Annotated in this window: 30 protein-coding genes and 1 rRNA gene; 30 read left to right on the top strand and 1 reads right to left on the bottom strand. The window is 37.1% G+C overall.

Annotated features, from left to right (window positions below; translation table 11 throughout):
* From rrf to rsmI, 14 genes are all read left to right on the top strand, one after another.
* Nucleotides 1-91: ribosomal RNA gene (rrf, locus tag ABH968_RS23470) — 5S ribosomal RNA — on the top strand; the annotation flags it as partial.
* A gap of 114 nt (nucleotides 92-205) precedes the next feature.
* Nucleotides 206-640, top strand: a complete 435-nt coding sequence (locus ABH968_RS23465; RefSeq protein WP_370047919.1) for an SRPBCC family protein — start codon at nucleotides 206-208, stop codon at nucleotides 638-640.
* Nucleotides 641-923: 283 nt separating this feature from the next.
* On the top strand, nucleotides 924-1,478 hold the full coding sequence (locus tag ABH968_RS23460) for a TetR/AcrR family transcriptional regulator (protein WP_370047918.1): 555 nt from the start codon (nucleotides 924-926) through the stop codon (nucleotides 1,476-1,478).
* 201 nt (nucleotides 1,479-1,679) lie between these two features.
* Nucleotides 1,680-2,216: an HXXEE domain-containing protein gene (locus ABH968_RS23455; protein ID WP_370047916.1), complete on the top strand. Its 537-nt coding sequence runs from the start codon at nucleotides 1,680-1,682 to the stop codon at nucleotides 2,214-2,216.
* 90 nt (nucleotides 2,217-2,306) lie between these two features.
* Entirely contained in the window at nucleotides 2,307-3,731 is a 1,425-nt protein-coding gene (locus ABH968_RS23450) for an aminotransferase class I/II-fold pyridoxal phosphate-dependent enzyme (RefSeq protein WP_370047914.1), read from the top strand.
* A gap of 17 nt (nucleotides 3,732-3,748) precedes the next feature.
* On the top strand, nucleotides 3,749-4,378 hold the full coding sequence (tmk, locus tag ABH968_RS23445) for a dTMP kinase (protein ID WP_053485304.1): 630 nt from the start codon (nucleotides 3,749-3,751) through the stop codon (nucleotides 4,376-4,378).
* A 409-nt stretch (nucleotides 4,379-4,787) separates the two neighbouring features.
* A complete protein-coding gene (locus ABH968_RS23440; RefSeq protein WP_049667342.1) occupies nucleotides 4,788-5,117 on the top strand; it encodes a cyclic-di-AMP receptor in 330 nt (109 codons plus the stop codon).
* A gap of 87 nt (nucleotides 5,118-5,204) precedes the next feature.
* Nucleotides 5,205-5,645 carry a YaaR family protein gene (locus tag ABH968_RS23435; protein ID WP_370047912.1) on the top strand — a complete coding sequence of 147 codons (441 nt, stop codon included), beginning with the start codon at nucleotides 5,205-5,207 and terminating at the stop codon, nucleotides 5,643-5,645.
* A gap of 219 nt (nucleotides 5,646-5,864) precedes the next feature.
* A complete protein-coding gene (gene holB, locus ABH968_RS23430; RefSeq protein ID WP_370047911.1) occupies nucleotides 5,865-6,869 on the top strand; it encodes a DNA polymerase III subunit delta' in 1,005 nt (334 codons plus the stop codon).
* A complete protein-coding gene (locus ABH968_RS23425; protein WP_370047910.1) occupies nucleotides 6,862-7,677 on the top strand; it encodes a PSP1 domain-containing protein in 816 nt (271 codons plus the stop codon). The genes holB and ABH968_RS23425 overlap by 8 nt, the downstream gene beginning before the upstream one ends.
* Nucleotides 7,678-7,704: 27 nt before the next feature.
* Nucleotides 7,705-8,061: a DNA replication initiation control protein YabA gene (yabA, locus tag ABH968_RS23420; RefSeq protein WP_134025818.1), complete on the top strand. Its 357-nt coding sequence runs from the start codon at nucleotides 7,705-7,707 to the stop codon at nucleotides 8,059-8,061.
* A 63-nt stretch (nucleotides 8,062-8,124) separates the two neighbouring features.
* Nucleotides 8,125-8,874 (top strand): tRNA1(Val) (adenine(37)-N6)-methyltransferase, encoded by a 750-nt coding sequence (locus ABH968_RS23415; protein WP_370047909.1) that lies wholly within the window; start codon nucleotides 8,125-8,127, stop codon nucleotides 8,872-8,874.
* Nucleotides 8,858-9,121 carry a GIY-YIG nuclease family protein gene (locus ABH968_RS23410; RefSeq protein WP_370047908.1) on the top strand — a complete coding sequence of 88 codons (264 nt, stop codon included), beginning with the start codon at nucleotides 8,858-8,860 and terminating at the stop codon, nucleotides 9,119-9,121. The genes ABH968_RS23415 and ABH968_RS23410 overlap by 17 nt, the downstream gene beginning before the upstream one ends.
* On the top strand, nucleotides 9,118-9,990 hold the full coding sequence (rsmI, locus tag ABH968_RS23405) for a 16S rRNA (cytidine(1402)-2'-O)-methyltransferase (protein WP_370047906.1): 873 nt from the start codon (nucleotides 9,118-9,120) through the stop codon (nucleotides 9,988-9,990). The genes ABH968_RS23410 and rsmI overlap by 4 nt, the downstream gene beginning before the upstream one ends.
* Nucleotides 9,991-10,536: 546 nt before the next feature.
* Here rsmI and ABH968_RS23400 read toward each other — a convergent pair.
* On the bottom strand, nucleotides 10,537-10,815 hold the full coding sequence (locus tag ABH968_RS23400; protein ID WP_276563222.1) for a transition state genes transcriptional regulator AbrB: 279 nt from the start codon (nucleotides 10,813-10,815) through the stop codon (nucleotides 10,537-10,539).
* A 663-nt stretch (nucleotides 10,816-11,478) separates the two neighbouring features.
* Between ABH968_RS23400 and metG the strand changes: the two genes are divergently transcribed.
* From metG to ABH968_RS23320, 16 genes are all read left to right on the top strand, one after another.
* Complete coding sequence (gene metG / locus ABH968_RS23395; protein WP_370047904.1) at nucleotides 11,479-13,455, top strand: methionine--tRNA ligase; 1,977 nt, start codon at nucleotides 11,479-11,481, stop codon at nucleotides 13,453-13,455.
* Nucleotides 13,456-13,709: 254 nt separating this feature from the next.
* Nucleotides 13,710-14,480 carry a TatD family hydrolase gene (locus ABH968_RS23390; RefSeq protein ID WP_370047902.1) on the top strand — a complete coding sequence of 257 codons (771 nt, stop codon included), beginning with the start codon at nucleotides 13,710-13,712 and terminating at the stop codon, nucleotides 14,478-14,480.
* 135 nt (nucleotides 14,481-14,615) lie between these two features.
* The gene (locus tag ABH968_RS23385; RefSeq protein WP_370047901.1) at nucleotides 14,616-15,827 is read left to right on the top strand and encodes a resuscitation-promoting factor; all 1,212 of its coding nucleotides are present in this window, start codon (nucleotides 14,616-14,618) and stop codon (nucleotides 15,825-15,827) included.
* Nucleotides 15,828-16,118: 291 nt separating this feature from the next.
* On the top strand, nucleotides 16,119-16,685 hold the full coding sequence (rnmV, locus tag ABH968_RS23380) for a ribonuclease M5 (protein WP_370047899.1): 567 nt from the start codon (nucleotides 16,119-16,121) through the stop codon (nucleotides 16,683-16,685).
* Nucleotides 16,678-17,559, top strand: coding sequence for a 16S rRNA (adenine(1518)-N(6)/adenine(1519)-N(6))-dimethyltransferase RsmA (gene rsmA / locus ABH968_RS23375; RefSeq protein ID WP_370047897.1), 882 nt, complete (start codon nucleotides 16,678-16,680; stop codon nucleotides 17,557-17,559). Before rnmV ends, rsmA begins: the two co-directional genes overlap by 8 nt.
* Before the next feature lie 157 nt (nucleotides 17,560-17,716).
* On the top strand, nucleotides 17,717-17,977 hold the full coding sequence (gene veg, locus ABH968_RS23370; RefSeq protein ID WP_370047895.1) for a biofilm formation stimulator Veg: 261 nt from the start codon (nucleotides 17,717-17,719) through the stop codon (nucleotides 17,975-17,977).
* Nucleotides 17,978-18,085: 108 nt separating this feature from the next.
* On the top strand, nucleotides 18,086-18,268 hold the full coding sequence (locus ABH968_RS23365; RefSeq protein WP_053485317.1) for a small, acid-soluble spore protein, alpha/beta type: 183 nt from the start codon (nucleotides 18,086-18,088) through the stop codon (nucleotides 18,266-18,268).
* 550 nt (nucleotides 18,269-18,818) lie between these two features.
* Entirely contained in the window at nucleotides 18,819-19,685 is an 867-nt protein-coding gene (gene ispE, locus ABH968_RS23360) for a 4-(cytidine 5'-diphospho)-2-C-methyl-D-erythritol kinase (RefSeq protein ID WP_370047894.1), read from the top strand.
* Nucleotides 19,686-19,741: 56 nt separating this feature from the next.
* A complete protein-coding gene (gene purR / locus ABH968_RS23355) occupies nucleotides 19,742-20,575 on the top strand; it encodes a pur operon repressor (RefSeq protein ID WP_053485319.1) in 834 nt (277 codons plus the stop codon).
* Entirely contained in the window at nucleotides 20,572-20,946 is a 375-nt protein-coding gene (locus ABH968_RS23350) for a RidA family protein (protein ID WP_370047893.1), read from the top strand. Before purR ends, ABH968_RS23350 begins: the two co-directional genes overlap by 4 nt.
* Nucleotides 20,947-21,420: 474 nt before the next feature.
* A complete protein-coding gene (spoVG, locus tag ABH968_RS23345; protein ID WP_370047891.1) occupies nucleotides 21,421-21,723 on the top strand; it encodes a septation regulator SpoVG in 303 nt (100 codons plus the stop codon).
* Nucleotides 21,724-22,061: 338 nt separating this feature from the next.
* Complete coding sequence (gene glmU, locus ABH968_RS23340) at nucleotides 22,062-23,432, top strand: bifunctional UDP-N-acetylglucosamine diphosphorylase/glucosamine-1-phosphate N-acetyltransferase GlmU (protein WP_370047889.1); 1,371 nt, start codon at nucleotides 22,062-22,064, stop codon at nucleotides 23,430-23,432.
* A 24-nt stretch (nucleotides 23,433-23,456) separates the two neighbouring features.
* The gene (locus ABH968_RS23335; RefSeq protein WP_370047888.1) at nucleotides 23,457-24,416 is read left to right on the top strand and encodes a ribose-phosphate diphosphokinase; all 960 of its coding nucleotides are present in this window, start codon (nucleotides 23,457-23,459) and stop codon (nucleotides 24,414-24,416) included.
* A 552-nt stretch (nucleotides 24,417-24,968) separates the two neighbouring features.
* On the top strand, nucleotides 24,969-25,559 hold the full coding sequence (locus ABH968_RS23330) for a 50S ribosomal protein L25/general stress protein Ctc (RefSeq protein ID WP_370047887.1): 591 nt from the start codon (nucleotides 24,969-24,971) through the stop codon (nucleotides 25,557-25,559).
* A gap of 271 nt (nucleotides 25,560-25,830) precedes the next feature.
* Complete coding sequence (gene pth, locus ABH968_RS23325; RefSeq protein WP_370047885.1) at nucleotides 25,831-26,391, top strand: aminoacyl-tRNA hydrolase; 561 nt, start codon at nucleotides 25,831-25,833, stop codon at nucleotides 26,389-26,391.
* Nucleotides 26,392-26,614: 223 nt separating this feature from the next.
* On the top strand, nucleotides 26,615-26,842 hold the full coding sequence (locus ABH968_RS23320) for an anti-sigma-F factor Fin (RefSeq protein WP_370047883.1): 228 nt from the start codon (nucleotides 26,615-26,617) through the stop codon (nucleotides 26,840-26,842).
* The last annotated feature ends 89 nt before the right edge of the window (nucleotides 26,843-26,931 follow it).

Genomic DNA, 26,931 nt, shown 5'->3' with positions numbered 1-26,931 from the left:
CACCCGTTCCCATACCGAACACGGAAGTTAAGCTCTTTAGCGCCGATGGTAGTTGGGGGCTTCCCCCTGTGAGAGTAGGACGTCGCTAGGCAAAAAGTAGCCACTGAGAAATCAGTGGCTTTTTTATTGTTTAAAACCCGCTAATAACCCACTAAAAAATGTTAGAATTTAATTGATTTAAATTAACAAAAAGGGGTGTATTGAAATGGCAACAGGGTTATATAGTGAAAATATTCAAATTGAACGAGCCAAACTACAGGAGTTTATTCAAAATAAAGAGCAATGGGCTGTACTAATACCCGGTTATTTACATCATGAATTTCCAAATGATCAAAATATGATTTGGGTATTCCAAGGTGATTTTGGCATTATCCAAAAAGCTGTAAAGGTTGAGCTTAAGGGCAAGGAGTCAAATCTTAATCAAGTTATGTTTGATTTGGTAGGCTTATCAGATCCGATAAATGGTGATGGTTATTTTGAAATTACACAAAATCAAGACGGTACATGTCAGTTAGCAGGCAATTTAACAATGAAGGCAAGCGGTTTCTTAGCGGGGATGATGAATCCAATTTTAGAAAAGTTTGTACCGCAATTAGTAGAAAAGCTAGTACAAGAGATGGCGGTAAAAGCTAGTATCTAGTATGTTAGTAGAGAAACTGGCGTTAAGTACATTTTAGAATAGTTTTTACTAAGAAGAGTAGAAGGTCATTGCTATTAGGTGCAATGATCTTTTTGTATTCATCACCAAAAGTTCGGGCTGATATTTTATTAAAACGTTAATAAATTGTAACTGAAATCACCCTTAAGTTATTCGTTATTACCTGGAATAACTTGACAGAACTTTTGGTAAAGTTTAAATTTGAGTATATACTCAAATTTAAAAACGGTGGTGAAAAAGTTTGATATCAAAGAAGGATAAAATTTTGGAAGCGTCATTAGAGCTTTTTACTAAAAAGGGCTATACTGCAACGACTACTAAAGAAATAGCCTTAAAGAGCGGAGTAGCAGAGGGGCTTATATTTTATTATTTTAAAGATAAAAATGAACTTCTTAATTATCTTATTCGTGAATTTTCATTTATTGGCTCACTACAAAATGAGATAAAAGAGCTTTCAAAAATGGAGCCCTATCCAGCTTTAATTAAATTTGGACAATTATATGCGGATTTTTTATTACATAATAAAAGCTTTTTAACGTTTATTTGGTCCCCAGAAATAGTACAGAACACAAATGTTAGTAAGGATATTGTGGATTTTATAAATACAATGGGTGAACAAGTCAGTTCATTTTTGATAAGAGCTTCTTCATGTACTGTAGAAAAAAGGACAATAGAAACAGCAGCTTCAATGTTTCTTTCAACAATATTAACGCATGTTTTAGTTGAAGAAAGAAAGACAGATAAAATGCCAATTGAAAATAATGATTATATTGAAGAGATAGCAATGTTTGTTTTAAAAGGGATGCAAAATTCACATTAAGTAAATTTTTTTGGCTCATCACCAAAAGTTGTGGATGACATTTATTAAAACGTGTGTAATTTATAGAAGTTGATTTCCGTCCCGATCAGGCGCCCCTAGGAAAGCGCCCAATCGGAACGGAAATCAACCACACGTTATAGTGAGGAGCTATTTTTTTGAGAAACATTTGAGTAATTACTCAATATAAAAGGAGGAATTATTATGGAACAATGGGTAGGTATTCAAACACTTATTTGGCTATTCCCTATTATGTTTATTTTTCATGATTTTGAGGAAATTATTATGGTTGAAAAGTGGCTAAATAAGAATTCTACTATTTTGTACGAAAGATTGCCGAAAAAAATTGCTGATCGAGTTATGAAACAGTTCTCGATGTCGACAGCGCAGTTTGCTGTAGCAGTAATCGTAATATTCATGTTTGTAAGTAGTTCCACATTTATAGCAAATCAGTATGTGAATCAAGGGCCATTTGGAGATATCTACTTTTTCACTGTTGTTACGCTAACCTACTTTCTACATGCGTTCACTCACCTGGCACAGTCTATTTTTCTTCGTTCCATTACACCCGGTGCACTCACATCTTTGATAATCGTCATTCCATATAGTTTAATTTTGTATCGTTCTTTATTAGTCAATAACGTCATAACATGGAACATTATTTTTGTATGTTTGCCATTTTGTCTTGTAGTGATCCCTGTTGCATTATTAGCACATTGGATCGGGAAAAAGGTTATATGAATTCCACTTTATTTATATCCATTCAGCAAATGTTTTTGTACCGTAAGTGTTATAATTAACTAAGAATATAACGGAAATGGGTGTTTTGTTTTGCAAAAGAAAAAGCCGATTGTAGAAGGGTTAGAGCGCTTTCGACAACAACAAAATATTTCCTTTCATGTCCCAGGGCATAAGCATGGAGAGCTGTCCCATCTTCCTCAGCCCTTTAAAGATGTAATGCGGTATGATGTGACTGAATTATCAGGTCTGGATGACTTACATCACCCAGAGGAAATGATATTAGAGGCAGAAAACTTGTTGGCAGATACCTATGGGGCGATGAAAAGCTTCTTTTTAGTAGGTGGATCTACAGTTGGAAATTTAGCGATGATTTATGCCACATGTAAAAAAGGGGATACGATTATTGTTCAACGTAATGCACATAAGTCTATATTTCACGCAATTGAGCTTGTTGGAGCAAAACCTGTATTTGTTTCCCCGCAATGGGATGAACGTACATTAACTGCAACACATGTTTCTTATAAAGATTTAAAAGATGCAGTTGATGATTATCCAGAGGCTCGTGCAGTCGTTTTAACGTATCCTACTTACTATGGTATGACATCTAAAGAAATACAGCAGCAGATTGCGTATTGTCATGAGAAAGGTATTCCTGTTTTAGTGGATGAAGCACATGGAGCCCATTTTAGTGCATGTACCTTATTTCAACCATCAGCATTGACATTTGGTGCAGACATAGTAGTACAGTCTGCACATAAAACATTGCCTGCTATGACAATGGCATCCTTTATGCATGTTAATTCTAACTTAATCGATGTCGATAAAATAAATCACTATTTACGAATGCTACAATCTAGCAGCCCATCCTATCTTTTATTGGCTTCTTTAGATGATGCACGCTATTATATACAGACATATATGGAGAGTGATGGTGCATATATAATAGAAAAAAGGAATCAATGGATAGAGGCATTACGAGCTATTGGCTCTTTGGAAGTTATTGAGGTAGACGACCCTATAAAAATATTGTTACGCGTTGATGGTTATAGCGGTTTTCAATTACAAGAAGCGTTAGAAGCAAAGCATGTATATGCAGAACTAGCAGATGCAAATCAAGTATTGCTTGTGCTACCTTTGTTGAAACATGGGCATAACTATCCATTTGCAGAAATACGTGTCCGTATTAAGGATGCTATAACATTATTGTTAAGTACACCAAAGGCGGAAATAATAACTGCTTCACAAACAGCCTATAATTTTGTGGCCATTACGGAACCAGCCTATACGTTTGATGAAATTGAAAAGTCGGAAAAAGAATGGTTACCGTATATGCGAACAATGGGACGTATCTCTGCTAGTATGATTATTCCTTATCCACCAGGCATTCCATTGCTTGTTCCTGGCGAAAAAATAACAGTAGCAAAGTTGAGTCAGCTAGAGGAGTTACTGGCTAGTGGTGCGACATTCCAAGGAAATCACCGTTTAGAAGAAAAGATGATTGAGATCATTAAATAGTTGGAGGCAATAACAGCATGAATTGCAATTTATTTATTACATTTGAAGGTCCAGAGGGTGCTGGAAAAACAACAGTTATTCAAAAAATAGCCGAGCGACTTGCAGAAGAAAATATTGATGTATTAGCAACGAGAGAACCTGGCGGTATTGACATTGCTGAGAAAATTAGGAGCATTATTTTAAATCCTGAACATACAGCCATGGATGAGCGAACAGAAGCATTATTATACGCAGCAGCGAGAAGTCAGCATTATTTTGAAAAAGTAAGACCTGCGTTGGATGCTGGTAAAATGGTTATTTGCGATCGATTTATCGACTCATCATTAGCATACCAAGGATATGCACGTGGTATCGGCGTTGATGAAGTATTATCCATTAATGAGTTTGCAATCGGTAAGAAGCTACCCGATATGACAATATTATTTGACCTTGCACCAGAGGTTGGCTTGGCACGGATTCATGCTCATGGAGAGCGAGAAGTAAATCGCTTAGACGTTGAAAGCTTAGCTTTTCATAAGAAGGTTCGGGAAGGATATTTACAGTTAGTAGAGCGTTACCCTGGACGTATACATGTCGTCAATGCAGACCAAAATATTGAACGTGTTGTTGAAGATGTATGGTCATTATTATATGAAGCAATACAGTAAATGAATGAAGTTGTCTACCACAATGTGATATAATGGTAACGTCTATAATTTTATCTTCATTCAGCATTGTTTTCTGCGCGACAGCGGCAAAATGTTTTAAGATGAATGAGGATGCGGTTCCTTTTCAGTAGATATTCAAACACCTACTGAAATAGAGGAACTCCGGCGTATGTCACGGAATCGGAAAGAAGTTCTTAAAGGGTGTTAGCCTAAAATCATCGCATCTATGTGATAACGGCTAAATGACCTGCATCGGTAAAAACGCCACGTCCTGTGGCATTACCGAAATGACCGACATCGTGTCGGGCCTAAGCTCAAAGCCGAATCCTGACACAATTATGCCGAGGCATAATTGATAAAAGGTAACTAAAAATTATTTAGATTAATTTTATCAAAGGGGTGAGTGCGAATGAAGTTAGTCGTAGCTGTAGTGCAAGATCAGGATAGTAGTCGCTTATCGAATGCTTTAACGAAAAATCAGTTTCGCGCAACTAAATTAGCGAGCACAGGGGGATTTTTACGCTCTGGAAATACGACGTTTCTTATTGGGACGGAAGACTCTCTCATACCCAAAGTTTTAGATATTATTCGTGATAATTGTCGAGCACGAGAACAAATGGTTGCACCTGTTTCGCCATTAGGCGGGAATACAGATTCCTATATACCTTATCCTGTGGAGGTAGAGGTAGGAGGAGCGACTGTTTTTGTATTACCAATTGAACAGTTTCATCATTTTTAATTCATTGCCACGTTAAACGAGAAGTAAATCATATTATAAATTAGCTTTTGTGTATTTGATAAAGAAAGCAAGTGGGGGCGAAACAGCTTGAAGATCAATCAAGATATACGTGTCGGGTTAAATACTAATCGTAAAGAGCCACTTCATAACAATAATCAAAATAACCGATTTGGAGATATGGTCGTCAAGCAAGGAACCAAATTGCAAACTGAACAGATTACACGATTGCTAGGGGATATTTCTACAGCAGGTGACCGTGTTGCAAGGTCACGTAATTTACGAGAACTTGCTCGTTTTAAAATGCTTGTTAAACGATTTTTACAAGAAACGGTAGAGAATGGTATGGATTTAAAGCAATCGCATACATGGAATCGTTTTGGTGAAGGAAGGCGCTTAAAAATAATCGAAACTATTGATACGCGTCTTGTAGAGCTTGCGCAAGACATTTTAGATGAAGAAAAGGAAGCAATTGACCTACTTGATAAAATCGGTGAGATTAAAGGCTTATTAATTAATTTGTATATGTAAAACCCGTGTCTCGTTCTCTTGTAGGCGCGGGCTTTTTTCAAATCTATTCAGCAGCCAAATTTACAGCACTGGGTTAAGATTTTATTTGCTGCAAACTAATTAACAATGTAACTAATCTATCTGCTCTAAAGTTGCAGATATTTCTGCACAAAAAATGAGCAATAGGAAAGGAAACAATTATGCTATGAGTGTAATTGATATAGGAAGGAATTTAAATATATGGCCAAGAATGTTGAAGAGCTACTCACACTACAACCAGTCGTAATGAAGCAGCTTCAAACGATTTTTGACAAAAATAGATTAGCACATGCATACATTTTTGATGGCGAAAAAGGGACAGGCAAAGTAGATATTATGCAGTTTTTTGTCAAATTAATGCTATGTGAGCAACCAAATCAAAATGTTCCATGTGAAACATGTCGAAATTGCAGACGTGTTGATTCGGGTAATCATCCAAATATTCATCAAATTCATCCAGAAGGTCAATTTATAAAAATTGATCAAATGCGTGAATTAATTGCAGAAATGAAGATGATGGGTGTTGAAGAGGGACGTAAGATTTATGTACTTCATCATGCAGACCGTCTCAATATCGCATCTGCAAACATGATACTTAAATTTTTAGAGGAACCTGATGGTGAGGTAACAGCGATTTTGTTAACGGAGCAAATGCAGTCAATTTTACCAACGATTCGCTCTCGCTGCCAGCATATTAAATTTCAAAAAATGCCTCGACATATATTGTTAAAGCATTTGCAAGATAACAACATTTCTTACTCGATGGCTTCTACAGTGAGCATGATGACGAACGAGCTCGAAACAGCTATGATTTTAGCAAATGATGAGCAGTTTGCACATGCTCGAAAAACAGTGTTAAAATTAGTAGAGGCAATTCGTCAGAATGTACATGAAGCAATGCTTGTTGTACATGAAGAATGGTTGCCACTGTTTAAAGAAAAAGGCGAGCTGGAGCAGGCATTAGATTTATTACTATTTGCTTACCGTGATATAGTGTCAATAAAAGCTAATCCCGAAGCAGCTTGTACTTACCCAGACATGTTACAGACATTTAAAGAAGCGGCATTACATTCGACTTATGAACGTCTATCTAGTCAAATGGAGTCTATTTTACAGGCACGTTCATCTTTACAGCGTAACATGAATAGGACGTTAATGATGGAGCAGTTAATGCTAAATCTGCAGGAGGGATATACATTTGTATAATGTAGTGGGAGTCCGCTTTAAAAAAGCGGGTAAAATATATTATTTTGATCCAGCATCATATCTACTAGAGGACAGTCAATATGTCATTGTAGAGACAGCTCGCGGTGTAGAATATGGTAAAGTAGTTGTCCCTCAAAAGGTTGTTGGGGATAATGATGTTGTATTACCACTTAAACAAGTTCTACGACCAGCGGATGAACGTGATCGTATCCAAGTAGAGGAAAATGCTGCCGAATCAAAGCGCGCATTTGAACTAGCAAGTACAAAAATCATAGAGCATAATTTAGAAATGAAGCTCGTTGATGTTGAATATACATTTGATCGTAATAAGATCATCTTTTATTTTACGGCTGAAGGACGCGTTGATTTCAGAGATCTTGTAAAAGATTTAGCTTCGGTTTTTAGGACACGTATTGAACTTCGTCAAATTGGTGTACGTGATGAGGCCAAGCTGTTAGGTGGCATTGGTCCATGTGGCCGGATGCTTTGCTGCTCAACTTTTTTAGGAGATTTTGAGCCGGTTTCTATTAAAATGGCTAAAGATCAAAATTTATCTTTAAATCCATCCAAAATTTCAGGTCTTTGCGGTCGTTTAATGTGCTGCTTGAAGTATGAAAATGATGAATATGAAGAAGCAAAAGAGGGCATGCCAGATATTGGTGAAATGACGATGACACCAGATGGCCGCGGTAAAGTTGTTGGTTTAAATGTACTGGAAAGGCTCATTCAAGTATATTTACAAGAGCAGGAGCGCACAGTCGAGTATACATTAGAAGAACTGCTAGCATGCGAAAAAAATCTTATTTAAGATAGAGAATTGGACGAGGTGGCTTGGGTGAAGGACCGTAATTTCTTAGATACCGTTATGGAGTTCGAACAACAGCTCGAAGCAATGCAGGAGCAATTTAGTGCATTGAAACAATTTGTAGCGTTAATGATGGAGGAGCATAAGGCACTCGAAACAGAAAATCATCACCTTCGTACACGTCTAGAAGAACTACTTTCTAATGAAAACTCTGTACAGGCTGCTGATGAGAAGAAAGAGAATCCGTTAGATATTGGTGAGGGTTATGATAACCTAGCACGTTTATACCAAGAAGGCTTCCATGTTTGTCATGTTCATTTCGGAAGTTCACGTAAAGGTGAAGACTGTCTGTTTTGTCTATCATTTTTAAATAAACAAAATGTGTAATAGAAGGCTGATTCCCACTATGGTGGTGTCAGTCTTTTGTTTTGTATAATAGGAGGAAGAAACATGGAAAATTGGTTAAAAGGTGACGAACGGTTAGACTATTTATTGGCTGAGAATTTACGTATTATTCAAAGTCCCTCTGTCTTTTCGTTTTCATTGGATGCAGTGTTACTTTCGAAATTTGTCAATGTTCCATATCATAAAGGGAAAATGGTTGATTTGTGCTCAGGTAATGGTGTAATCCCACTTTTTCTAAGTGCCAGAACAAAGGGACATATTACAGGAGTAGAAATTCAACCACGTTTATTTGATATGGCTGAGCGAAGTATCCGTTACAATAAGTTAGAAGAGCAAATTCATATGGTCCTTGGTGATGTGAAGGAAATTCCTAAGGAGCTTGGTATTGAAAAATATGATGTTGTAACCTGTAATCCACCATATTTTTTAGCACATGAAGCTAGTGATAAAAATTTAAGTGAGCATTACGCTATTGCACGTCATGAACTATATTTAACGTTAGAGGAAGCAATACAATCAACAAGTAAATTATTAAAACAAGGCGGAAAGGCAGCTTTTGTTCATCGTCCTGGTCGGTTATTAGATATTGTTACGACAATGCGTGCTAATCGTTTAGAGCCTAAACGTATGCAACTTATTTATCCAAAAGAAGGTAAGGAGGCCAATACACTATTAATAGAAGGAATTAAAGACGGTAAACCTGATTTGAAAATATTACCGCCTCTGTATGTTTATAATGAGAATAATGAATATACAGCAGAAGTGAGAGAAATCCTTTATGGAAAAGAACAATAGCCATTATTTTTATGTGTTAGAATGTGCAGATCAATCCTTTTACGCAGGCTACACGAATAATGTAGACAGGCGTATCGCTGTACATAATGCTGGTAAGGGAGCAAAATATACGAGAGCGCGAGGACCGGTGGATTGCATTTATGTGGAGGAATTCGATACGAAACAAGAGGCGATGCGTGCAGAATATGCTTTTAAACAACTAACACGAACGCAAAAAATGAAATATATAGGGAGGGCTGACTCATGAAATCTCAGAAAAGTACAATGCACGGTCATACAGGTTGTTTATATTTAGTGGCAACGCCTATTGGCAACCTAGAGGATATGAGTGTACGTGCGCTACGTATTTTAAAGGAAGCAGATATTATTGCTGCCGAGGATACACGTAATACAAAGAAGCTATGCAACTACTTTGATATAGGAACACCACTGATAAGCTATCATGAACATAATTTAGAGGTGGGGGGAGAGAAGCTATTAGCCTTCTTACGTGAAGGAAAAACAGTTGCATTAGTTAGTGATGCTGGTCTACCTTGTATTTCCGATCCTGGTGCAGATATAGTCGAAAAAGCAATCGAGCAAGACTTTCCAGTTGTGCCGGTACCAGGTCCCAATGCAGCAATATCAGCATTAATCGCTTCTGGATTAACACCGCAGCCATTTTTCTTTTATGGATTTTTAAATCGAGGAAAAAAGGAACGTCGACAGCAATTAGAGCAACTAAAAAAACGTCAGGAAACTATTTTGTTTTATGAGGCTCCTCATCGTTTAAAGGACACTTTGAAAGATATGGAAACTATTCTTGGTAATCGTCGAATTGTATTAGCTCGAGAGTTAACTAAAAAATTCGAAGAGTTTTTACGTGGTACGGTGGCTGAAGCAGTGGAATGGTCACAAACAGAGGAAATTCGAGGAGAATTTTGTATTGTCCTTGAAGGAAACGAGAATGCTGAGGAAGAAAATAGTGAAGAAGCCTATTGGATGACAATGTCTATCGTTGAACATGTTGATTATATTATTGATCATACAGGTGTTACATCAAAAGAAGCTATAAAGGAAGTAGCAAAACTACGTCAAGTTGCAAAACGAGACGTCTATAATGAATACCATAGTTAATGTAAAGAAAGAGGCTGCCTTAATAGGGCACCTCTTTTTTTGTATATCTATTCATCCCATAACGAGGGGTTGATTTCCGTTCCGGCTGGGCGCCTTCCTGGGGGCGTCCGATGAGCCGCTTGGGCCAACGGATGTTTTTTGCGCGAAAGCGTAGTGCTAACGTAGCGTCAGCAACAGCACGATGTTGGTCACGAAGGCGTTATCACAGGATGTGATGGTTTTAGCCTTCGTTCCTCTACCGCTGATCCCCAAGGAGTCGCCCAGCCTCCACTCCAATCAACTAATATTCAACGTTTTAACATATGTCACGCTTAATCTTTAGTGATGAGCACAGAAAATCATTTAAATTGATAATAATTGTAAAAAATAGTATTCTTAATCATGAAAGGTCTGACATGGACATTATAAGGGACTTAAGAATTGGTTATATTATAATTATCTTCTATTGAATGAAGATAACCCCTACGGATACAATTACGCCAAGTCGAAATTGATAAAAAATAAAACACCCAAATCACAGTGTTTGATTTAGGTGTGTATATCAAATTATTTTGTTAAGTTAGATTGGATTTCTTTCACTAACATTTCTGCGCCTTCAGGGCTTAAAATTAATTTGCCTCCAACTAGACGGAAGTTATCATCAGAAACTTCACCAGTTACAGCACATGTCATGTTAGGCATATATTTTTTTAAGATGATTTTGTCATCATCCACATAGATTTCTAAAGCGTCTTTCTCTGCAATACCTAATGTACGGCGAAGTTCGATTGGAATTACTACACGACCTAATTCATCGACTTTACGAACGATTCCTGTTGATTTCATAATTATATTTCCTCCTAATGTTAAAAGTTATATTGGTATTTCGTCAAATTTCGACATATTTTCCTTGTCTGATAGTTATCATACCAAGTAATGCCATAAACGTCAATTAATTAATACACTAATATTATTGTTTTGAAAAAATTTTTTGAGGAGAAAACAGATATTTTGGTTTTTTTAAAAGGTTTTTATTATATATTTTAATTTATAGTAAAAAAGCTTCTTATTTAAGACATTAAATGGATTGATTATATCATTCGACATTTTTCGCGGATGATAAACTATCAATCAATTATGCCTTGGCATAATTGCGTCCGGAATCGGCTTTGTGCTTAGGCCTGCACGAGGGCCGACACGATGTCGGTCATTTCGGTAATGCCACAGGACGTGGCGTTTTTGCCGATACAGGTCAGTTAGCCGTTATCGCATGGATGCGATGATTTTAGGCTAACATCCTTTAAGAGCTCCTTTCCGATTCCGTGACATCCGCCGGAGGCTTTAGGCCAACACGATGTTGGTCACTCAGGCGTTTTCACAGGATGTGAAGGTCTTAGCCTGAGTTCCTCTATTTCAGCGGGTGTTTGGACACCCGCTAAAAGAAGTTGAAACGAATTTCGTACTTAGTTAGAATAGATAGTATACTGTGAAACAATGGAGGCAGTTCTCGTGAGCGAACAAGATAAAACATTCTATATAACAACCCCTATTTATTACCCAAGTGGGAAATTCCATATTGGTACAGCGTATACAACTGTAGCATCAGATACAATTGCACGTTATAAACGTTTACGTGGTTATGATGTACGTTTTTTAACTGGAATGGATGAGCATGGGCAAAAAATTCAAGAAAAAGCGGCAGAAGCGGGCAAACATCCACAAGAATACGTGAATGAAATTGCAGATGCTGCGAAAAAACTTTGGGCATTAATGGACATTTCATATGATGACTTTATTCAGACAACGCAAGAGCGTCATACGAAAACTGTCGAAAAGATTTTCCAAAAGTTTTTAGATAATGGTGATATTTATAAAGGTGAGTATGAAGGTTGGTACTGTACACCTTGTGAATCATTCTTTACTGAGACACAATTAGTAGATGGTAACTGTCCAGACTGTGGTCGTCCAGTTCACAAAGTTAAAGAGGAATCTTACTTCTTTAATATGAAGAAATACGCAGATCGTCTTTTAGCTTATTATGAAGAAAACCTTGAATTCATTGAGCCTGAATCTCGAAAAAATGAAATGATTAATAACTTTATTAAACCAGGGCTAGAAGATTTATCTGTTTCAAGAACTTCATTTGATTGGGGCATTAAAGTTCCAGGAGATCCTAAGCATGTAATTTATGTATGGGTGGATGCCTTAACTAACTATATAACATCATTAGGTTATCTTTCAGAAGATGAAACATTATTTAATAAATATTGGCCGGCAGATGTACATGTAGTTGGTAAAGATATCGTTCGATTCCATACTATTTATTGGCCAATTTTCTTAATGGCACTAGATTTACCACTTCCTAAAAAAGTGTTTGCCCATGGTTTTATAATGATGAAAGACGGTAAAATGTCTAAATCAAAGGGCAATGTTATTTATCCTGAAATGTTAATAGAGCGTTATGGTTTAGATGCGACACGATACTTCCTATTGCGCGAGTTACCATTCGGCTCTGATGGTGTATTTTCACCAGAATCTTTTGTTGAGCGCACAAACTTCGACTTAGCAAACGATTTAGGTAATTTATTGAATCGTACTATTTCAATGATTAATAAATATTTCGACGGCATTATTCCAACTGAAAATCTTCAGTCGACAGAGTTTGATGCAGCTTTAAAAGAGCAGGCTGAGTCGGTACGTATTAAATATGAAGAAAGTATGGAAAAAATGCAATTTAGTGTCGTATTAGCCGACATATGGACGCTTGTTTCAAGAACAAATAAATATATTGATGAAACTCAACCATGGGTACTAGCAAAAGAGGAGTCAGATAAGCCAAAATTAGGCGCTGTTATGCGAAATTTGGCGGAAAGTCTACACCAAATTGCTGTCATGTTACAACCATTTATGACATCTACTCCCAAACGAATTATTGAACAATTAGGCTTGGATGACAAATTATTAGCATGGGAAACAATTGAAACATTCGGCAATACTATTCCAGCAAACATTAAAGTGGTAGAAAAAGGGATTCCGATTTTCCCTCGTTTAGAGAGTGAAGTTGAAATTACGTATATTCGTGAGGAAATGCGTGGTTCAGTGAAAACTCCACAAGAGGAAGAAGCAAAAGATGAGCAAAAAGATGCTGGAATTCCAGAAATTCCTGAAATTACTATCGATGATTTTATGAAAATTGATTTACGTGTAGCTACTGTAACAGCGTGTGAAAATGTTCCGAAAGCAGACAAATTATTAAAGCTTCAAGTGGATCTTGGATATGAGCAACGACAAGTAGTTTCAGGTATTGCAAAGTTCTATTCTCCTGATGAATTAATTGGTCAAAAAGTGATTGTAGTCACTAACTTAAAGCCAGTTAAATTACGTGGTGAATTATCGCAAGGAATGATTCTAGCTGGTGAAAAAGATGGAATTTTAAAATTAGCATCGGTTGATCCAAAACTAGAGAATGGTGCAAAAGTAAAGTAAAAAAATTTTAGGAAGGCCTGCTGAATGCAAAAAATTCAGCAGGCTTTTAAAATCCGCGTATAAAATGAGTAGTTTATTATCTTGAAATAATTTATGCAGAGTAATTAATAGGTTTTTTTAGGTATATAGTAACAAACGCGGTGTTTGGGATTGTGTGAAATGTTATAATACTAAATTGTTTGTAACAAATTTGTAACACTTACGCAAAATATGAAATAATAATTTTTAATAAAATCTATGTTAGGAGAATGACGATGTTCATTGATACACATGTACACTTAAATGCAGATCAGTATGAAGAAGACATACAAGAGGTTATAGATAGAGCTCTTGAAGCCAAAGTAGAAACAATGGTTGTTGTTGGTTTTGACCGCAAAACTATTGAAAAAACAATGCAACTGGTTGAACAATATGATTTTGTTTATGGTGTCATTGGCTGGCACCCAGTTGACGCCATTGATTGTACACAAGATGATTTAAATTGGATTGAGGAATTAGCAGCACATCCAAAAATAGTGGGTATTGGTGAAACTGGATTGGACTACTATTGGGATAAATCCCCGAAAGATGTCCAACAAGCACTTTTCCGCAAGCAAATTCATTTAGCGCAAAAGCTGAATTTACCAATCATTATTCATAACAGGGATGCAACTGGAGATGTTGTACAAATTTTACGTGAAGAAAATGCTGCTTCCGTGGGAGGCGTTATGCACTGTTATAGTGGCAGTGTGGAAACCGCACATGAATGTATTGCTATGAATTTTATGATTAGTCTTGGTGGGCCGGTGACATTTAAAAATGCACGAATGCCGAAGGAAGTGGCGACAGAAATACCTTTAGAGCATTTGATGATCGAAACAGATGCACCGTATTTAGCGCCCCATCCATATCGAGGGAAACGTAATGAGCCAGCTTTAGTGCCATTAGTTGCAGAAGAAATTGCTCGTTTAAAAGGATTAACGATTGAGGAAATTGCACAGGTAACGACAGCCAATGCGAAAAATTTTTTTAGGATTGACAATTAACTAGCTGAGATGCCTCCAATACTGAGTTTGTAGTTGGCTAAAAAGGTGATGTCAATTTTCTTAGAAATACATTCGGGTTGACAGTGCCAAATCTAGTACGTATAATCCAACTTTGTATTAAGGAGGCGTTTTTTCATGTCAAATAATTCCATGAAAAACTTGTTCTTAGGATCATTGAGGAGTAAGCAAACAGTGATAAGAATTATTTCACTTGTCCTGTTTGTATCTGTAATTTCATTTGTACTTTATCAAGGTACTAAAAAAACCGTAACGTTTGATGCGAACGGTGAAACAATCGAAGTAACAACACATGCCAAAACTGTAGAACAATTATTACAAGATCAAAATATAGACGTAGCAGAGCATGATAAAATAACACCCTCTCTGAACACCAAAATTGCTAATGGATTAGCAATTTCATGGGAACAGGCAAAAGAAGTAACAATTTCAGTTGATGGAAATCAGTCAAAAGTTTGGACAACTGAAACACAAGTGAAAGACATTTTGAAAGAAGCAAATATTGAAGTATCAGACCATGACTCTTTAGTACAAGGTCTAGATACAGAAATAGGAGCAGACAACAAGATCGATATTCAAAAAGCGTTTCAAGTATCGCTTGTCGATGGCGTTAACGAAAGACAAGTATGGTCCACTTCGACTACGGTCGCTAACTTTTTAAAACAACAAGGAATTCAACTTAATGAATTCGATCGTGTCGAAAATAACCTGAAGGACGTAATCACTCCGCAGAGTAAAATCACAGTAGTTCGCGTAGAAAAGGTTATCGATGTAGTGGAAGACTCTTTAGACTTCGCAATTGAAAAGAAGCAGGATGCTTCATTGCAAAAGGGAAAACAAAAAGTTGTAACAGCAGGTCAACAAGGTTTAATGACTAAAACATATGAAGTCGTAAAAGAGAATGGCCAAGTTGTAGCTAAAAATCTACAATCTGAAAAAGTTGTAAAAGAACCGAAAAAGCAAGTAGTTGCAGTAGGTACTAAAACTGTAGTAGCTAGTGCAGCGACTGTATCTCGTGGTTCATCCGAGCCAGCTAGCGGTAAAGAATTTTATGTAACGGCAACAGCCTATACAGCTTATTGTAGTGGCTGCTCGGGGACATCTGCCACTGGCATTAATTTACGATCAGGATCTGGGTTGAAAGTAATTGCAGTAGACCCTTCTGTTATTAAGCTTGGCTCAAAAGTTTGGGTTGAAGGCTATGGAACAGCTATAGCAGGGGATACTGGTGGTGCAATTAAGGGTAATCGGATCGACATACTTGTACAATCTGAATCTCAAGCTAGTAATTGGGGAGTAAAGAAAGTACGTATAAAAGTATTAAATTAAAAAAATTGTAAAATTAATCAAATATGTTTTTCACTATTAGTAGCTTTCCTGTTTTGACTGGCGGGAAAGCTTTTTATCTTTTTCAGTAAGTTGTACTGGAGGATAGAACATAGCTATATATACATAAATTAAGCTGTAACGGTAACTGCACAATCTGCTCGAAAGTGAAGTGTCAACAATAGCAAAGTCGAGGGAGAATATTATAAGAAGGTGAATAGCCGTGTATTTCTGTACAATAGTACAGTGCAGTTGTAAAATGGTCTGAAGATAAGGTAGAAAAGAGGAGCCTTTTTGCAAATAAAAGAAATCATTGTTGTTGAAGGAAAAGATGATACAACAGCTATTAAGCGAGCTGTACAAGCAGATACAATAGAAACAAATGGATCGGCTATTTCAGAGGAAACACTGAAGAGAATTCAACATGCACAGGATAAAAGAGGTGTTATTGTTTTTACTGATCCAGATTATCCAGGACGGCGAATTCGTGCCATTATCGAGGAGCATGTAAAAGGTGTAAAACACGCTTTTTTACCGAAAGCTAAAACAATTGCGAAAAACGGTAAAGGACTAGGTATTGAGCATGCAGCAGATGAAGATATACGCGATGCACTACGACATGTTTATACCCCTAATGATGTTGAACCAACCACTGATGACATTACGCTCGAAGATTTAATGACGGCACGTTTAATTGGCCATCCACAGGCGAAAATTCGTCGTGATCATCTTGGGGGAATTTTGAATATTGGTACAACAAACGGTAAACAACTTCATAAAAGATTAAAAATGTTTCAAATCACAGAAAAGCAATTTGGTGCGGCAGTCGCACAGTTAGATCAGGAGGAAAACGATGCATAAGGATATTGCAACACCAATTAGAACACAGGAAATTTTAAAAAAATATGGATTTTCATTTAAAAAAAGCTTAGGTCAAAATTTTTTAATAGATCCGAACATTTTACGAAATATTGTTAGTCATGCAAATTTAACTGAAAATAGTGGTGCAATCGAAGTTGGTCCTGGCATTGGAGCGTTAACAGAGCATTTAGCGAGAAGTGCAAAAAAGGTTGTATCTTTTGAAATTGATCAACGATTATTACCTGTATTAGAAGACACACTTAGCCCATATAATAATGTGACTATTGTACATTCAGACATTTTAAAGGCGGATGTTGCTAAGGTAATTCAGGAAGAGATGCCAGGTATTGAGGATATTATGGTTGTAGCGAATTTACCTTATTATGTGACGACTCCGATTTTATTGAAATTACTCAATGATCGTTTGCCAATTCGCGGTTTTGTTGTCATGATGCAAAAGGAGGTAGCAGATCGTATTACGGCTAAACCTGGAACGAAGGAGTACGGTTCTTTATCAATTGCGATTCAATATTATGTAAAGGCTGATATTGCCATGACGGTACCGAAAACTGTGTTTATGCCTCAGCCAAATGTGGATTCTGCAGTGATCCGTCTTATTAAACATGATGAACCTCCAGTAAAAGTGATTGATGAGGATTTTTTATTTGTTGTTACTCGCGCGTCGTTTGTACAACGACGAAAAACAATCTTCAATAATTTACAAGCAGGTTTACCAAATGGTAAGGTACACAAAGAAAAAATTATGAATGCTTTAAAAGCAGTAAATATTGAACCAACACGTCGAGGAGAGACCCTAACCATTCAAGAGTTTGGAAAATTAGCCGATACATTATACCCTACATTTGCAAAGTAAAAAATTTTTGTTAACTTTTTTGAGTATACGTAAAAAAATATGGTCTTTTTATGAAAAATAAGTTGACAACATTTATAATAGGCTGATAAAATATTATATTTTATTGACATTTTTGGGCGGATCGCTTATACTAATAAATAGTGAGGTGTAAGCGAAAATGCCAAAAACTTTAGCGGACATTAAAAAGTCGTTGGATTGTCATTTGGGTAAACGTTTGCAGTTAAAAGCAAACGGAGGTCGCAAGAAAACGATCGAGTGTGCAGGGGTATTGCGTGAGACATATCGCGCTATCTTTGTGGTTGAGCTTGATCAAGAAGACAATACGTGCAAGCGCGTATCGTATAGCTACACAGATATTTTAACTGAAGCAGTAGAGATTACATTTTTAGACGAAGCAAAAGCTGCTATCGCAAAATAGTTTCTAGTACTTATTTCTATATTTCGAAACACTCATGTATGTAATACATGAGTGTTTTGCGTTTTCTGGGACATACTAAATTCGTCAGTTGTTAAAGGAGGAGTTTATATGCCTAGAAAAGGTATCATGTCACCTCGTTTAAAAGAAGAGATCGCTAAAGAGCTTGGATTTTATGATGTTGTGCAACGAGAAGGCTGGGGCGGCATTAAAGCTCGAGACGCTGGTAATATGGTCAAACGTGCCATCGAAATGGCTGAAAGAGCAAGTAATGAGCAAGAGCATAATAAGTAGCCTCTTTGTGAAAATAGACCACTTATTTTTTTAGAACTTCATTTCGAAGGGATGAAAACGCCCTGTAAACACAACAACACAACTGACGAGAGAGAACCGTTACACCAAATAGGGGTATACGGTTCTTTTTTTCCATTTTCGCTTTCCCATTATGGTAAAATAAAATGAATAATCTTGTGAAAGATGAACGACAGGTTTATCTTCATTCAGAAAATGTTTTATATAGCGAAGTGAACGCCAGCTACTGATGTTTTGTAACAGTTACAGAAGGCTCCTACATCTAAAGGTAGTGAGAGTGTAATTCTAAATGTCACGGATTTTGAAAGGACAAGTAGGATGTTAGCCTAACTCCATAGAAGGCTTACTAACCTGCATTGGTAAAAGCTTAAAAGTCTTGTGGTTTTACCGAAATGGCCGACATCGTGTTGGTCATCACGCAGACCTAATTACAATTTAAAATCCGGATGCAATGTTGATCTGTGCGAAGGCGAAGCGTCAGCCAATTGCGCCAATGCGTAATTGATAAGTGTAGCTATAAGGAGGAAGAAAGATGCTTTATGTAAAGGCGCCTGCAAAAATAAATTTAACATTAGATGTGCTTTATAAAAGACCAGATAATTATCATGAAGTAGAGATGGTCATGACAACTGTGGATTTAGCTGATCGTATTAGTCTGGAATCTCGAGAAGATGGCGTAATTGAAATAATTTCGACTGATAATTTTGTGCCAAATGATCACCGAAATTTTGCTTATCAGGCAGCGCGTCTAGTTAAAGATACATACGGCATTGGACAAGGTGTATCCATAACTATAGAAAAAGAAATACCAATTGCAGCAGGATTAGCAGGCGGAAGTAGCGATGCCGCTGCGACACTGAAGGGTTTAAATGAGCTATGGAATTTAGGGTTATCTATAGATGAGTTAGCTGAATTAGGTGCGAAAATTGGTTCAGATGTTTCGTTTTGTGTCTACGGTGGTACAGCATTAGCAACGGGGCGTGGAGAAAAAATTCAGGAATTGCCAGCACCACCAAACTGTTGGGTAGTCTTAGCTAAGCCTAAAATAGGTGTCTCTACTGCAGAGGTGTATGGAGGATTAAAGGTTGAAGGGTTAGAGCATCCAAATACGAAGCAAATGATACGTGCTATTGAAACGGAAGATTATGAGCTATTATGTGCATCGTTAGGGAATGTTTTAGAAACTGTAACATTTAAGCTACATCCAGAAGTAGTGATGTTAAAAGAACAGATGAAGCGCTTCGGAGCAGATGCAACATTAATGAGTGGAAGCGGTCCGACGGTGTTTGGTTTAGTGGATAGTGAAGCTCGAGTAAGCCGCATTTATAATGGTTTACGTGGTTTTTGCGAAGAAGTATATGCTGTTCGGATTTTAGGCGAGCGAAATACGCTTGCTTAAAACCGCAAATTTATGTTAATTTTACCTATAAATATTCGTGTTTAGGAGAGGGTCGCATGAAATGGAAGCGTAGTGAACGACTAGTTGATATGACGTACTATTTACTAGAACATCCACATCAGCTGATCCCGCTAACTTATTTTTCTGAACTATATCAATCTGCAAAGTCTTCCATTAGTGAAGATTTGACGATTGTAAAAGAAACTTTCGAAGAAAAAGGAATCGGGTTATTGATGACAGTACCGGGCGCTGCAGGAGGAGTTAAGTATATTCCTAAAATGTCCGAGGCTGAGGTCCGTTTAGTTATTCAGGATTTAAAGACGGAGCTTGAGCATTCAGATCGTTTGTTGCCAGGCGGTTATTTATTTATGACGGACTTACTCGGCAATCCAGATTTAATTAATCGAGTTGGAAAGGTATTTGCATCCGCATTTGCTGATCAACAAATTGATGTCATAATGACTGTCGCAACAAAGGGAATTTCTATTGCCCATGCGATAGCAAGACATTTAAATGTACCAGTTGTTGTTGTCAGAAGAGATAGTAAGGTAACTGAAGGCTCTACAGTCAGCATCAACTATGTATCTGGTTCTTCCAGAAGAATTCAGACAATGGTATTATCAAAAAGAAGCATGAAGAGTGGGCAACGAGTGCTTATTACTGACGACTTTATGAAGGTCGGTGGTACAATGAATGGCATGAAAAATCTATTAGAGGAGTTTGACTGTCAGCTAGCTGGTATTGCTGTGCTTGTAGAGGCTGAGCATGCAGATGAAACTTTAGTAGATGATTATTATTCATTAGTGAAGCTTCATGAGGTCAATGAAAAAGACCGTACAATTGCATTAAGTGAAGGTAACTATTTTTCAAAAAGGGGAAATGACAAATGAAAGTAGTAGCAACAACAAATGCACCAGCAGCAATCGGACCGTATTCACAAGGAATTATTGTAAATGGCATGTTTTATAGCTCAGGTCAGATTCCACTAACAGCGACAGGTGAATTAGTGGAAGGCGATATCACTGTTCAAACAAATCAAGTATTTGCTAATTTAAAAGCAGTTTTAGAAGCTGCTGGGACATCTTTAGACAATGTTGTTAAAACAACCGTTTTTATGAAGGATATGAACGACTTTGTTGCAATGAATGAAGTATATGCTAGCCACTTTGGTGATCATAAGCCAGCTCGTTCAGCAGTAGAGGTTGCACGTCTACCAAAAGATGTGAGAGTAGAAATTGAAGTTATTGCCATCGTTAAATAAGAAATTTTTTTAAGCTCACTAGAAGAGAAATGAATAGCTCTTTTAGTGGGCTTTTTTTATAGCAATGTTTTCTGTGCGAAAGCGAAGTGTTAACGAAGTGACAGCAACAACAATTACGCCAAGGCGAAGTGAATATTCAAAACTACAAGTAGTATCGCTGATAAAGTAGTGAAATCGCTGATAGAGTTCCAATAATCGCTGATAAAAATAGAAAAACCGCTGATAAAACCCCAACAATCGCCGATAAGGAGCAAATCGCTGATAAAACTCCTAAAAGTATTACCAAACTGAAAGGCAACATCGTAGAGGGCGACCGACAAACAATTGTCAAAATTTACGTATATAAAAGGAAAAATTATACTAATAAGTATTCAAATTTTTTAGAAAATTTGATAGACTATATAAAGGAAAATATTCGGTAATAAAGAATATTATATTTTTATTTAGGCATCTAAGAAGAGAGGTGGTGAGAAAATGGAAGTTACTGATGTAAGGTTACGTCGTGTACAGACGGATGGTCGCATGCGTGCGATTGCTTCCATTACACTCGACAATGAGTTCGTAGTTCACGATATTCGTGTGATCGATGGCAATGCAGGTTTGTTTGTTGCTATGCCAAGTAAACGAACGCCAGACGGTGAGTTTAGAGATATTGCGCATCCTATTAATTCTACTACTCGTAATAAAATTCAGGAGATTATTTTAAACGAGTACCATAATTCAAGCGAGACCGAAGCAACGGACAATGCAGAAGAATTAGAAGGAATTGGTGTATAGTTAATGGGTAATAAATGTTAAATCAACTTCTTTCCGCGGGTGTCCAAACATCCGCGGAAAGAAGTTAAACCTCCGGACACAATTATGCCGAGGCATAATTGACCTATTAATTTATAGTTATGGTGAAAGTAAATAATAAGAGCTCTTCTTAATTGGAGAGTTCTTTTTATTTTGAGAATAAGAGAAAATGAGCAGTTTTACGACATACATATTAACATTCGAGCATAAGGTGCATTTGATTTAGAAATTCATCTTTTTGTCAAGTCAACATGCCTTGAAAATAGATGGATTTTGCTATATAGTCATAAGAGAAAATGAGCGTATTGGAGGACTTACAGATGAGCAACATTTTTGCTGTCATTTTGGCTGCAGGTCAAGGTACACGTATGAAGTCCAAATTATATAAAGTGCTCCATCCAGTATGTGGGAAGCCAATGGTACAACATGTGGTGGATCACATTCAAACGTTAGATGTGAATCGCATCGTAACGGTTGTAGGACATGGTGCAGAAAATGTGAAACAACAGCTTGGCGATAAAAGCGAGTATGTTTTACAGGCTGAACAGTTAGGGACAGCTCATGCTGTTCAGCAGGCTGAGGCAATTTTAGCTAGCGAAGAAGGGACAACATTAGTTGTTTGTGGCGATACACCACTTATTCGCCCTGAAACGATGCAAGCTTTGTTCGAGCATCATCAAGCAAAGAATGCTAAGGCAACTATTTTAACAGCCATTGCTGAAAATCCAACAGGCTATGGTCGTATTTTACGTGGCGACAATGGACAAGTGGAGCAAATTGTTGAGCAAAAGGACGCTTCAGCAGAGCAGCAATTAGTTAAAGAGATTAATACGGGCACATACTGCTTCGATAATAAAGCGTTATTTGAGACATTAAAGCTTGTGAAAAACGACAATGCACAGGGTGAGTATTATTTACCTGATGTGATTGAAATTTTACAAAAACAAGGCGATGTCGTTGAAGCATATGTAACGGAAGACTTTGAAGAAACACTTGGTGTCAATGATCGTGTTGCTCTGTCTCAAGCAGAGACGCTAATGCGTACAAGAATTAATGAAAAGCATATGCGTAACGGAGTCACAATTATTAATCCAGAAGCAACATATATTAGCGTGGACGCAATGATTGGTCGTGATACTGTCATCCAGCCAGGTTCTATGATTGAAGGTACAACTGTTATTGGCGAAGATTGTATAATCGGGCCTAACACACAAATCATAGATAGCCGTATCGGTGACCGAACAACTGTGCATTCTTCTGTTGTGCGTGAAAGCGCTGTAGCGGAAGACACTGCTATTGGACCGTTTGCGAATATTCGACCACTTTCGGATATTGGTAGCCATGTGAAAATTGGTAACTTTGTAGAAGTGAAGAAAAGTAAACTAGGTAATGACACGAAAGTATCGCACTTAAGCTATATTGGCGATGCCGAAATAGGAAGTAATGTCAATATTGGCTGTGGTTCCATTACAGTAAACTATGATGGAAAAAACAAGTTCCAAACAATTATTGAAGATGATGTATTTGTAGGATGTAATACTAACTTAGTAGCGCCAGTGAAAGTTGGAAAAGGTTCATTTATTGCTGCAGGATCTACAATTACAAAAGAAGTTCCTGAGGATGCACTTGCAATTGCTCGTGCAAGACAAGAAAACAAACCGAATTATGTAAGCAAATTAAACTCAAAATAATTATCAACTAAACAGGAGGCCATCATGCCGTATCATTATGCAAACTCACAATTAAAAATATTTTCACTTAATTCTAATAATCCACTTGCTCAAGAAATTGCGCAAGAAATGGGTGTTGAATTAGGTAAATCTTCTGTTAAGCACTTCAGCGATGGAGAGGTTCAAATTAGCATTGAAGAAAGTATTCGTGGTTGTGATGTGTTTATCGTGCAGTCTACTTCTGCACCTGTAAACGAACATTTAATGGAGCTTTTAATTATGGTAGATGCTGTAAAACGCGCATCTGCTCGTACAGTAAACGTTGTAATGCCTTATTATGGCTATGCTCGTCAGGACCGCAAAGCAAAAGCGCGCGAGCCAATTACAGCTAAATTAGTAGCAAACTTACTTGAAACAGCTGGTGCAACACGTGTTATCGTTTTAGATTTACATGCACCACAAATCCAAGGTTTCTTCGATATTTTAATCGATCACTTGATGGCAGTGCCTTTATTATCTGATCACTTCAAATCAAAAGGTATCCCAGAAGAAGAAATCGTTGTTGTTTCCCCAGACCATGGTGGTGTAACACGTGCTCGTAAAATGGCAGAACGTTTAAAAGCACCTATTGCAATTATTGACAAGCGCCGTCCAAAACCGAATGTTGCAGAAGTAATGAACATTGTTGGTAATGTTGATGGTAAAGTGGCAATCTTGATTGATGATATTATTGACACTGCAGGTACGATTACAATCGGCGCAGATGCATTACGTGCAGCTGGCGCGAAAGAAGTTTATGCTTGTTGCTCTCACCCAGTATTATCAGGACCAGCAATCGAGCGTATCGAAAACTCTTCGATTAAAGAGTTAGTTGTAACAAATACAATCCAACTTCCTGAAGAAAAAAAATCTCCAAAAATTACTGAGCTTTCAGTAGCTAAATTGATGGCAGATGCAATCTCTCGTGTCTATGAAAATAAATCTGTAAGTACTCTATTTGATTAATATATATAAACGAGCCCCAATATGTGGCTTATTAAGGACAAATCTACGTTTGCAAGTAGATTTGTCCTTTTTCTAGGTTTCTTTTGTTTGAATTTTCTTATAAAAGGGTATAATGATAATTGTGACTTAATAATATTTACACTATTTTAAGAAGTTTATCGCCTAAAGTTGGGGATACATTTTGTTAAAACGTATTTTATATGAAAACGTTGATTGGAGTGGAGACTGGGCGACTCCTTGGGGATCAGCGATAGAGGAACGAAGGCGAAAAGCATCACATCCTGTGATAACGCCTTCGTGACCAACATCGTGCTGCTGCCGCTACGTTAGCACTACGCTTTCGCGCAAAAAACATCTGTTTGCCCAAGCGGCTCATCGGACGCCCCCAGGAAAGCGTCCAGTTGGAACGGAAATCAACCCCACGTTATGATGATGAACCAAAATAGAGGTAAATATTATAATAGCCTTAACAAATGTCATTAATTTTATTGAATTTCAAAGTGACATTTATAATAAGGCGTAAATAATTTTTCTTGGAAGGGGAAGATAGATATGAGTACAGTATTAAGTGTTAAAAAGCGCGAAGCTGGGCATCGTTCGACATTAACCCAACTTAGAAAAGGGGGAGCCATTCCGGCAGTTATTTACGGCTATAATTTAGATTCAACCCCAATTTCTATTTCAGCGAAGGAATTCAGAAAATCCATTCAAAAGAATGGGCAAAACGGTTTGTTTTCAATGGAGTTAGATGGGAAAAAAGTGAATGTTGTTGTGTCAGAAATCCAACAATGCTCTATGAAAGATGAATTAAATCATATCGACTTTTTAGCAATCAATATGTCCGAAGCGATAGAGGCTGAAGTGCCTATTAAACTAGTTGGAGAGTCAGTTGGTATTAGTGTAGGTGGAATATTAATGCAACCTAACCTAGATGTGAAAATTAAAGTAAAGCCAGCAGATATACCAGAAGCTATTGAAGTTGATATTACCGAACTTAAAATTGGTGAAACAATTACGGTAGCTGATATTCGAGATACGATTGATTTTGATATGATCAGTGAAAATGATCATACATTGGTAACAATTATGGCCCCAGCTACAACTGTTGAAGAAACGGCAGAAAGTGCACAGGAACAAGCGTAAAAATATATGTTAAGGAAAGGCTACTAAGGAAGGCTAAAACCCTCTTTAGTAGCCTTTTGCATCTTAATAAATCGATATTTATGGGAGACGTTATTCGTACGTATGTAAGCTTTTGCATCTTTAGTTACGATAATATGTATGGTTGAATTGAGGATTTCAAATAATATCAAACCATTATTGAACTTTTACTTTCAAAAATTGTACAAACTGCTTTCTTAGCGCATGATATGGTAAAATAATGACTACTAGATTTGAAAGAAGAGGGGTACTTATGAAAATTATCGTTGGTTTAGGAAATCCAGGTAAACCTTATGAGCATACAAGACATAATATTGGCTTCGATGTTATCGATGCATTAGCTGAAAAATGGGGTGCACCTTTAACTAATTCAAAGTTTAATGGTATGTATGCAACGGTACATCGTCCTGAAGGAAAGGTTCTACTTGTTAAGCCTTTAACATATATGAATTTATCGGGGGAATGTGTTGGGCCCCTTATGAACTATTTTGATATTGATGTGGAAGATTTAATTGTTATTTATGACGATTTAGATTTAGAAACAGGTAAATTACGCCTGCGTCAAAAAGGAAGTGCGGGTGGACATAATGGTATTAAATCATTAATTCAGCATTTAGGCACACAAGAATTTAATCGCATACGTGTAGGGGTTAATCGCCCGCCAGCTGGCATGAAGGTAGCAGATTACGTGTTGTCAAAATTTCCAAAAGAAGATCAAGCTATTGTTGGCGAAGCTGTTGAAAAGTGTGTAAATGCTGTAGAAGGATCTCTTTCAAAGCCATTTCTTGATGTGATGAATCACTTTAACGGGTAACAATAAGTTAAAGTATAGTATGGATATTAAAGTTGTCTAGGATGACGATTAAAATGTTTTTTCCTGCGACTACAGCTAATTAAATATATAGTATAGTCTTAAACACAATGCAAAAACTATTCTCTATTCTAAATGGCGCTAAGGCAAAATTGGAAGTGCATAATCTGTTTTAGAAATGTCTATACTTTAAGTAGTAAGTTGCTTAAAGGAGGATGATTTGGAGATGTCAGTTCGCTATCGATGTCGGCATTGTGAAGTAGAAATAGGAACACTACCATTTGATGCAGATGATACAATTCGAAAACTACATATTTTCGAATTGGGTGAAGCGGATGATTATGTTGAGCAAGATCAGCATGGTCACACGACGGTGCACTGCATTTGTGAGCAATGTGAGGATTCGCTGAAACAATATCCAGATTATCACGCACTCAATAAATGGATTCAATAATTGGAAGGATGCTTTGGCGCACATCACGTGCGTTCAAAGCTTTTTCCATTGATAAATATAAAATAAAGATGCGTATTATAGTACTAGAT

Origin of the sequence: Lysinibacillus sp. RC79 (assembly GCF_041262405.1) — a bacterium.
Classification (GTDB): domain Bacteria; phylum Bacillota; class Bacilli; order Bacillales_A; family Planococcaceae; genus Lysinibacillus.
The sequence above is the reverse complement of the archived record's forward strand: the minus strand, read 5'-3'. Positions and strand labels throughout refer to the sequence as shown.

Excerpts from the sequence above, each read along its gene's own strand:
- ABH968_RS23400 (WP_276563222.1), bottom strand. The coding sequence starts at position 10,815 with ATGAAATCAACAGGAATCGTTCGTAAAGTCGATGAATTAGGTCGTGTA.
- ABH968_RS23350 (WP_370047893.1), top strand. The coding sequence starts at position 20,572 with ATGAAAGTAGTAGCAACAACAAATGCACCAGCAGCAATCGGACCGTAT.
- ABH968_RS23415 (WP_370047909.1), top strand. The coding sequence starts at position 8,125 with ATGGAAAATTGGTTAAAAGGTGACGAACGGTTAGACTATTTATTGGCT.
- rsmI (WP_370047906.1), top strand. The coding sequence starts at position 9,118 with ATGAAATCTCAGAAAAGTACAATGCACGGTCATACAGGTTGTTTATAT.
- ABH968_RS23320 (WP_370047883.1), top strand. The coding sequence starts at position 26,615 with ATGTCAGTTCGCTATCGATGTCGGCATTGTGAAGTAGAAATAGGAACA.
- spoVG (WP_370047891.1), top strand. The coding sequence starts at position 21,421 with ATGGAAGTTACTGATGTAAGGTTACGTCGTGTACAGACGGATGGTCGC.
- rsmA (WP_370047897.1), top strand. The coding sequence starts at position 16,678 with ATGCATAAGGATATTGCAACACCAATTAGAACACAGGAAATTTTAAAA.
- holB (WP_370047911.1), top strand. The coding sequence starts at position 5,865 with ATGGCCAAGAATGTTGAAGAGCTACTCACACTACAACCAGTCGTAATG.
- ispE (WP_370047894.1), top strand. The coding sequence starts at position 18,819 with ATGCTTTATGTAAAGGCGCCTGCAAAAATAAATTTAACATTAGATGTG.
- ABH968_RS23335 (WP_370047888.1), top strand. The coding sequence starts at position 23,457 with ATGCCGTATCATTATGCAAACTCACAATTAAAAATATTTTCACTTAAT.
- ABH968_RS23410 (WP_370047908.1), top strand. The coding sequence starts at position 8,858 with ATGGAAAAGAACAATAGCCATTATTTTTATGTGTTAGAATGTGCAGAT.
- purR (WP_053485319.1), top strand. The coding sequence starts at position 19,742 with ATGAAATGGAAGCGTAGTGAACGACTAGTTGATATGACGTACTATTTA.
- glmU (WP_370047889.1), top strand. The coding sequence starts at position 22,062 with ATGAGCAACATTTTTGCTGTCATTTTGGCTGCAGGTCAAGGTACACGT.
- ABH968_RS23440 (WP_049667342.1), top strand. The coding sequence starts at position 4,788 with ATGAAGTTAGTCGTAGCTGTAGTGCAAGATCAGGATAGTAGTCGCTTA.
- veg (WP_370047895.1), top strand. The coding sequence starts at position 17,717 with ATGCCAAAAACTTTAGCGGACATTAAAAAGTCGTTGGATTGTCATTTG.
- pth (WP_370047885.1), top strand. The coding sequence starts at position 25,831 with ATGAAAATTATCGTTGGTTTAGGAAATCCAGGTAAACCTTATGAGCAT.
- ABH968_RS23330 (WP_370047887.1), top strand. The coding sequence starts at position 24,969 with ATGAGTACAGTATTAAGTGTTAAAAAGCGCGAAGCTGGGCATCGTTCG.
- ABH968_RS23465 (WP_370047919.1), top strand. The coding sequence starts at position 206 with ATGGCAACAGGGTTATATAGTGAAAATATTCAAATTGAACGAGCCAAA.
- ABH968_RS23365 (WP_053485317.1), top strand. The coding sequence starts at position 18,086 with ATGCCTAGAAAAGGTATCATGTCACCTCGTTTAAAAGAAGAGATCGCT.
- ABH968_RS23390 (WP_370047902.1), top strand. The coding sequence starts at position 13,710 with ATGTTCATTGATACACATGTACACTTAAATGCAGATCAGTATGAAGAA.
- ABH968_RS23385 (WP_370047901.1), top strand. The coding sequence starts at position 14,616 with ATGTCAAATAATTCCATGAAAAACTTGTTCTTAGGATCATTGAGGAGT.
- ABH968_RS23455 (WP_370047916.1), top strand. The coding sequence starts at position 1,680 with ATGGAACAATGGGTAGGTATTCAAACACTTATTTGGCTATTCCCTATT.
- tmk (WP_053485304.1), top strand. The coding sequence starts at position 3,749 with ATGAATTGCAATTTATTTATTACATTTGAAGGTCCAGAGGGTGCTGGA.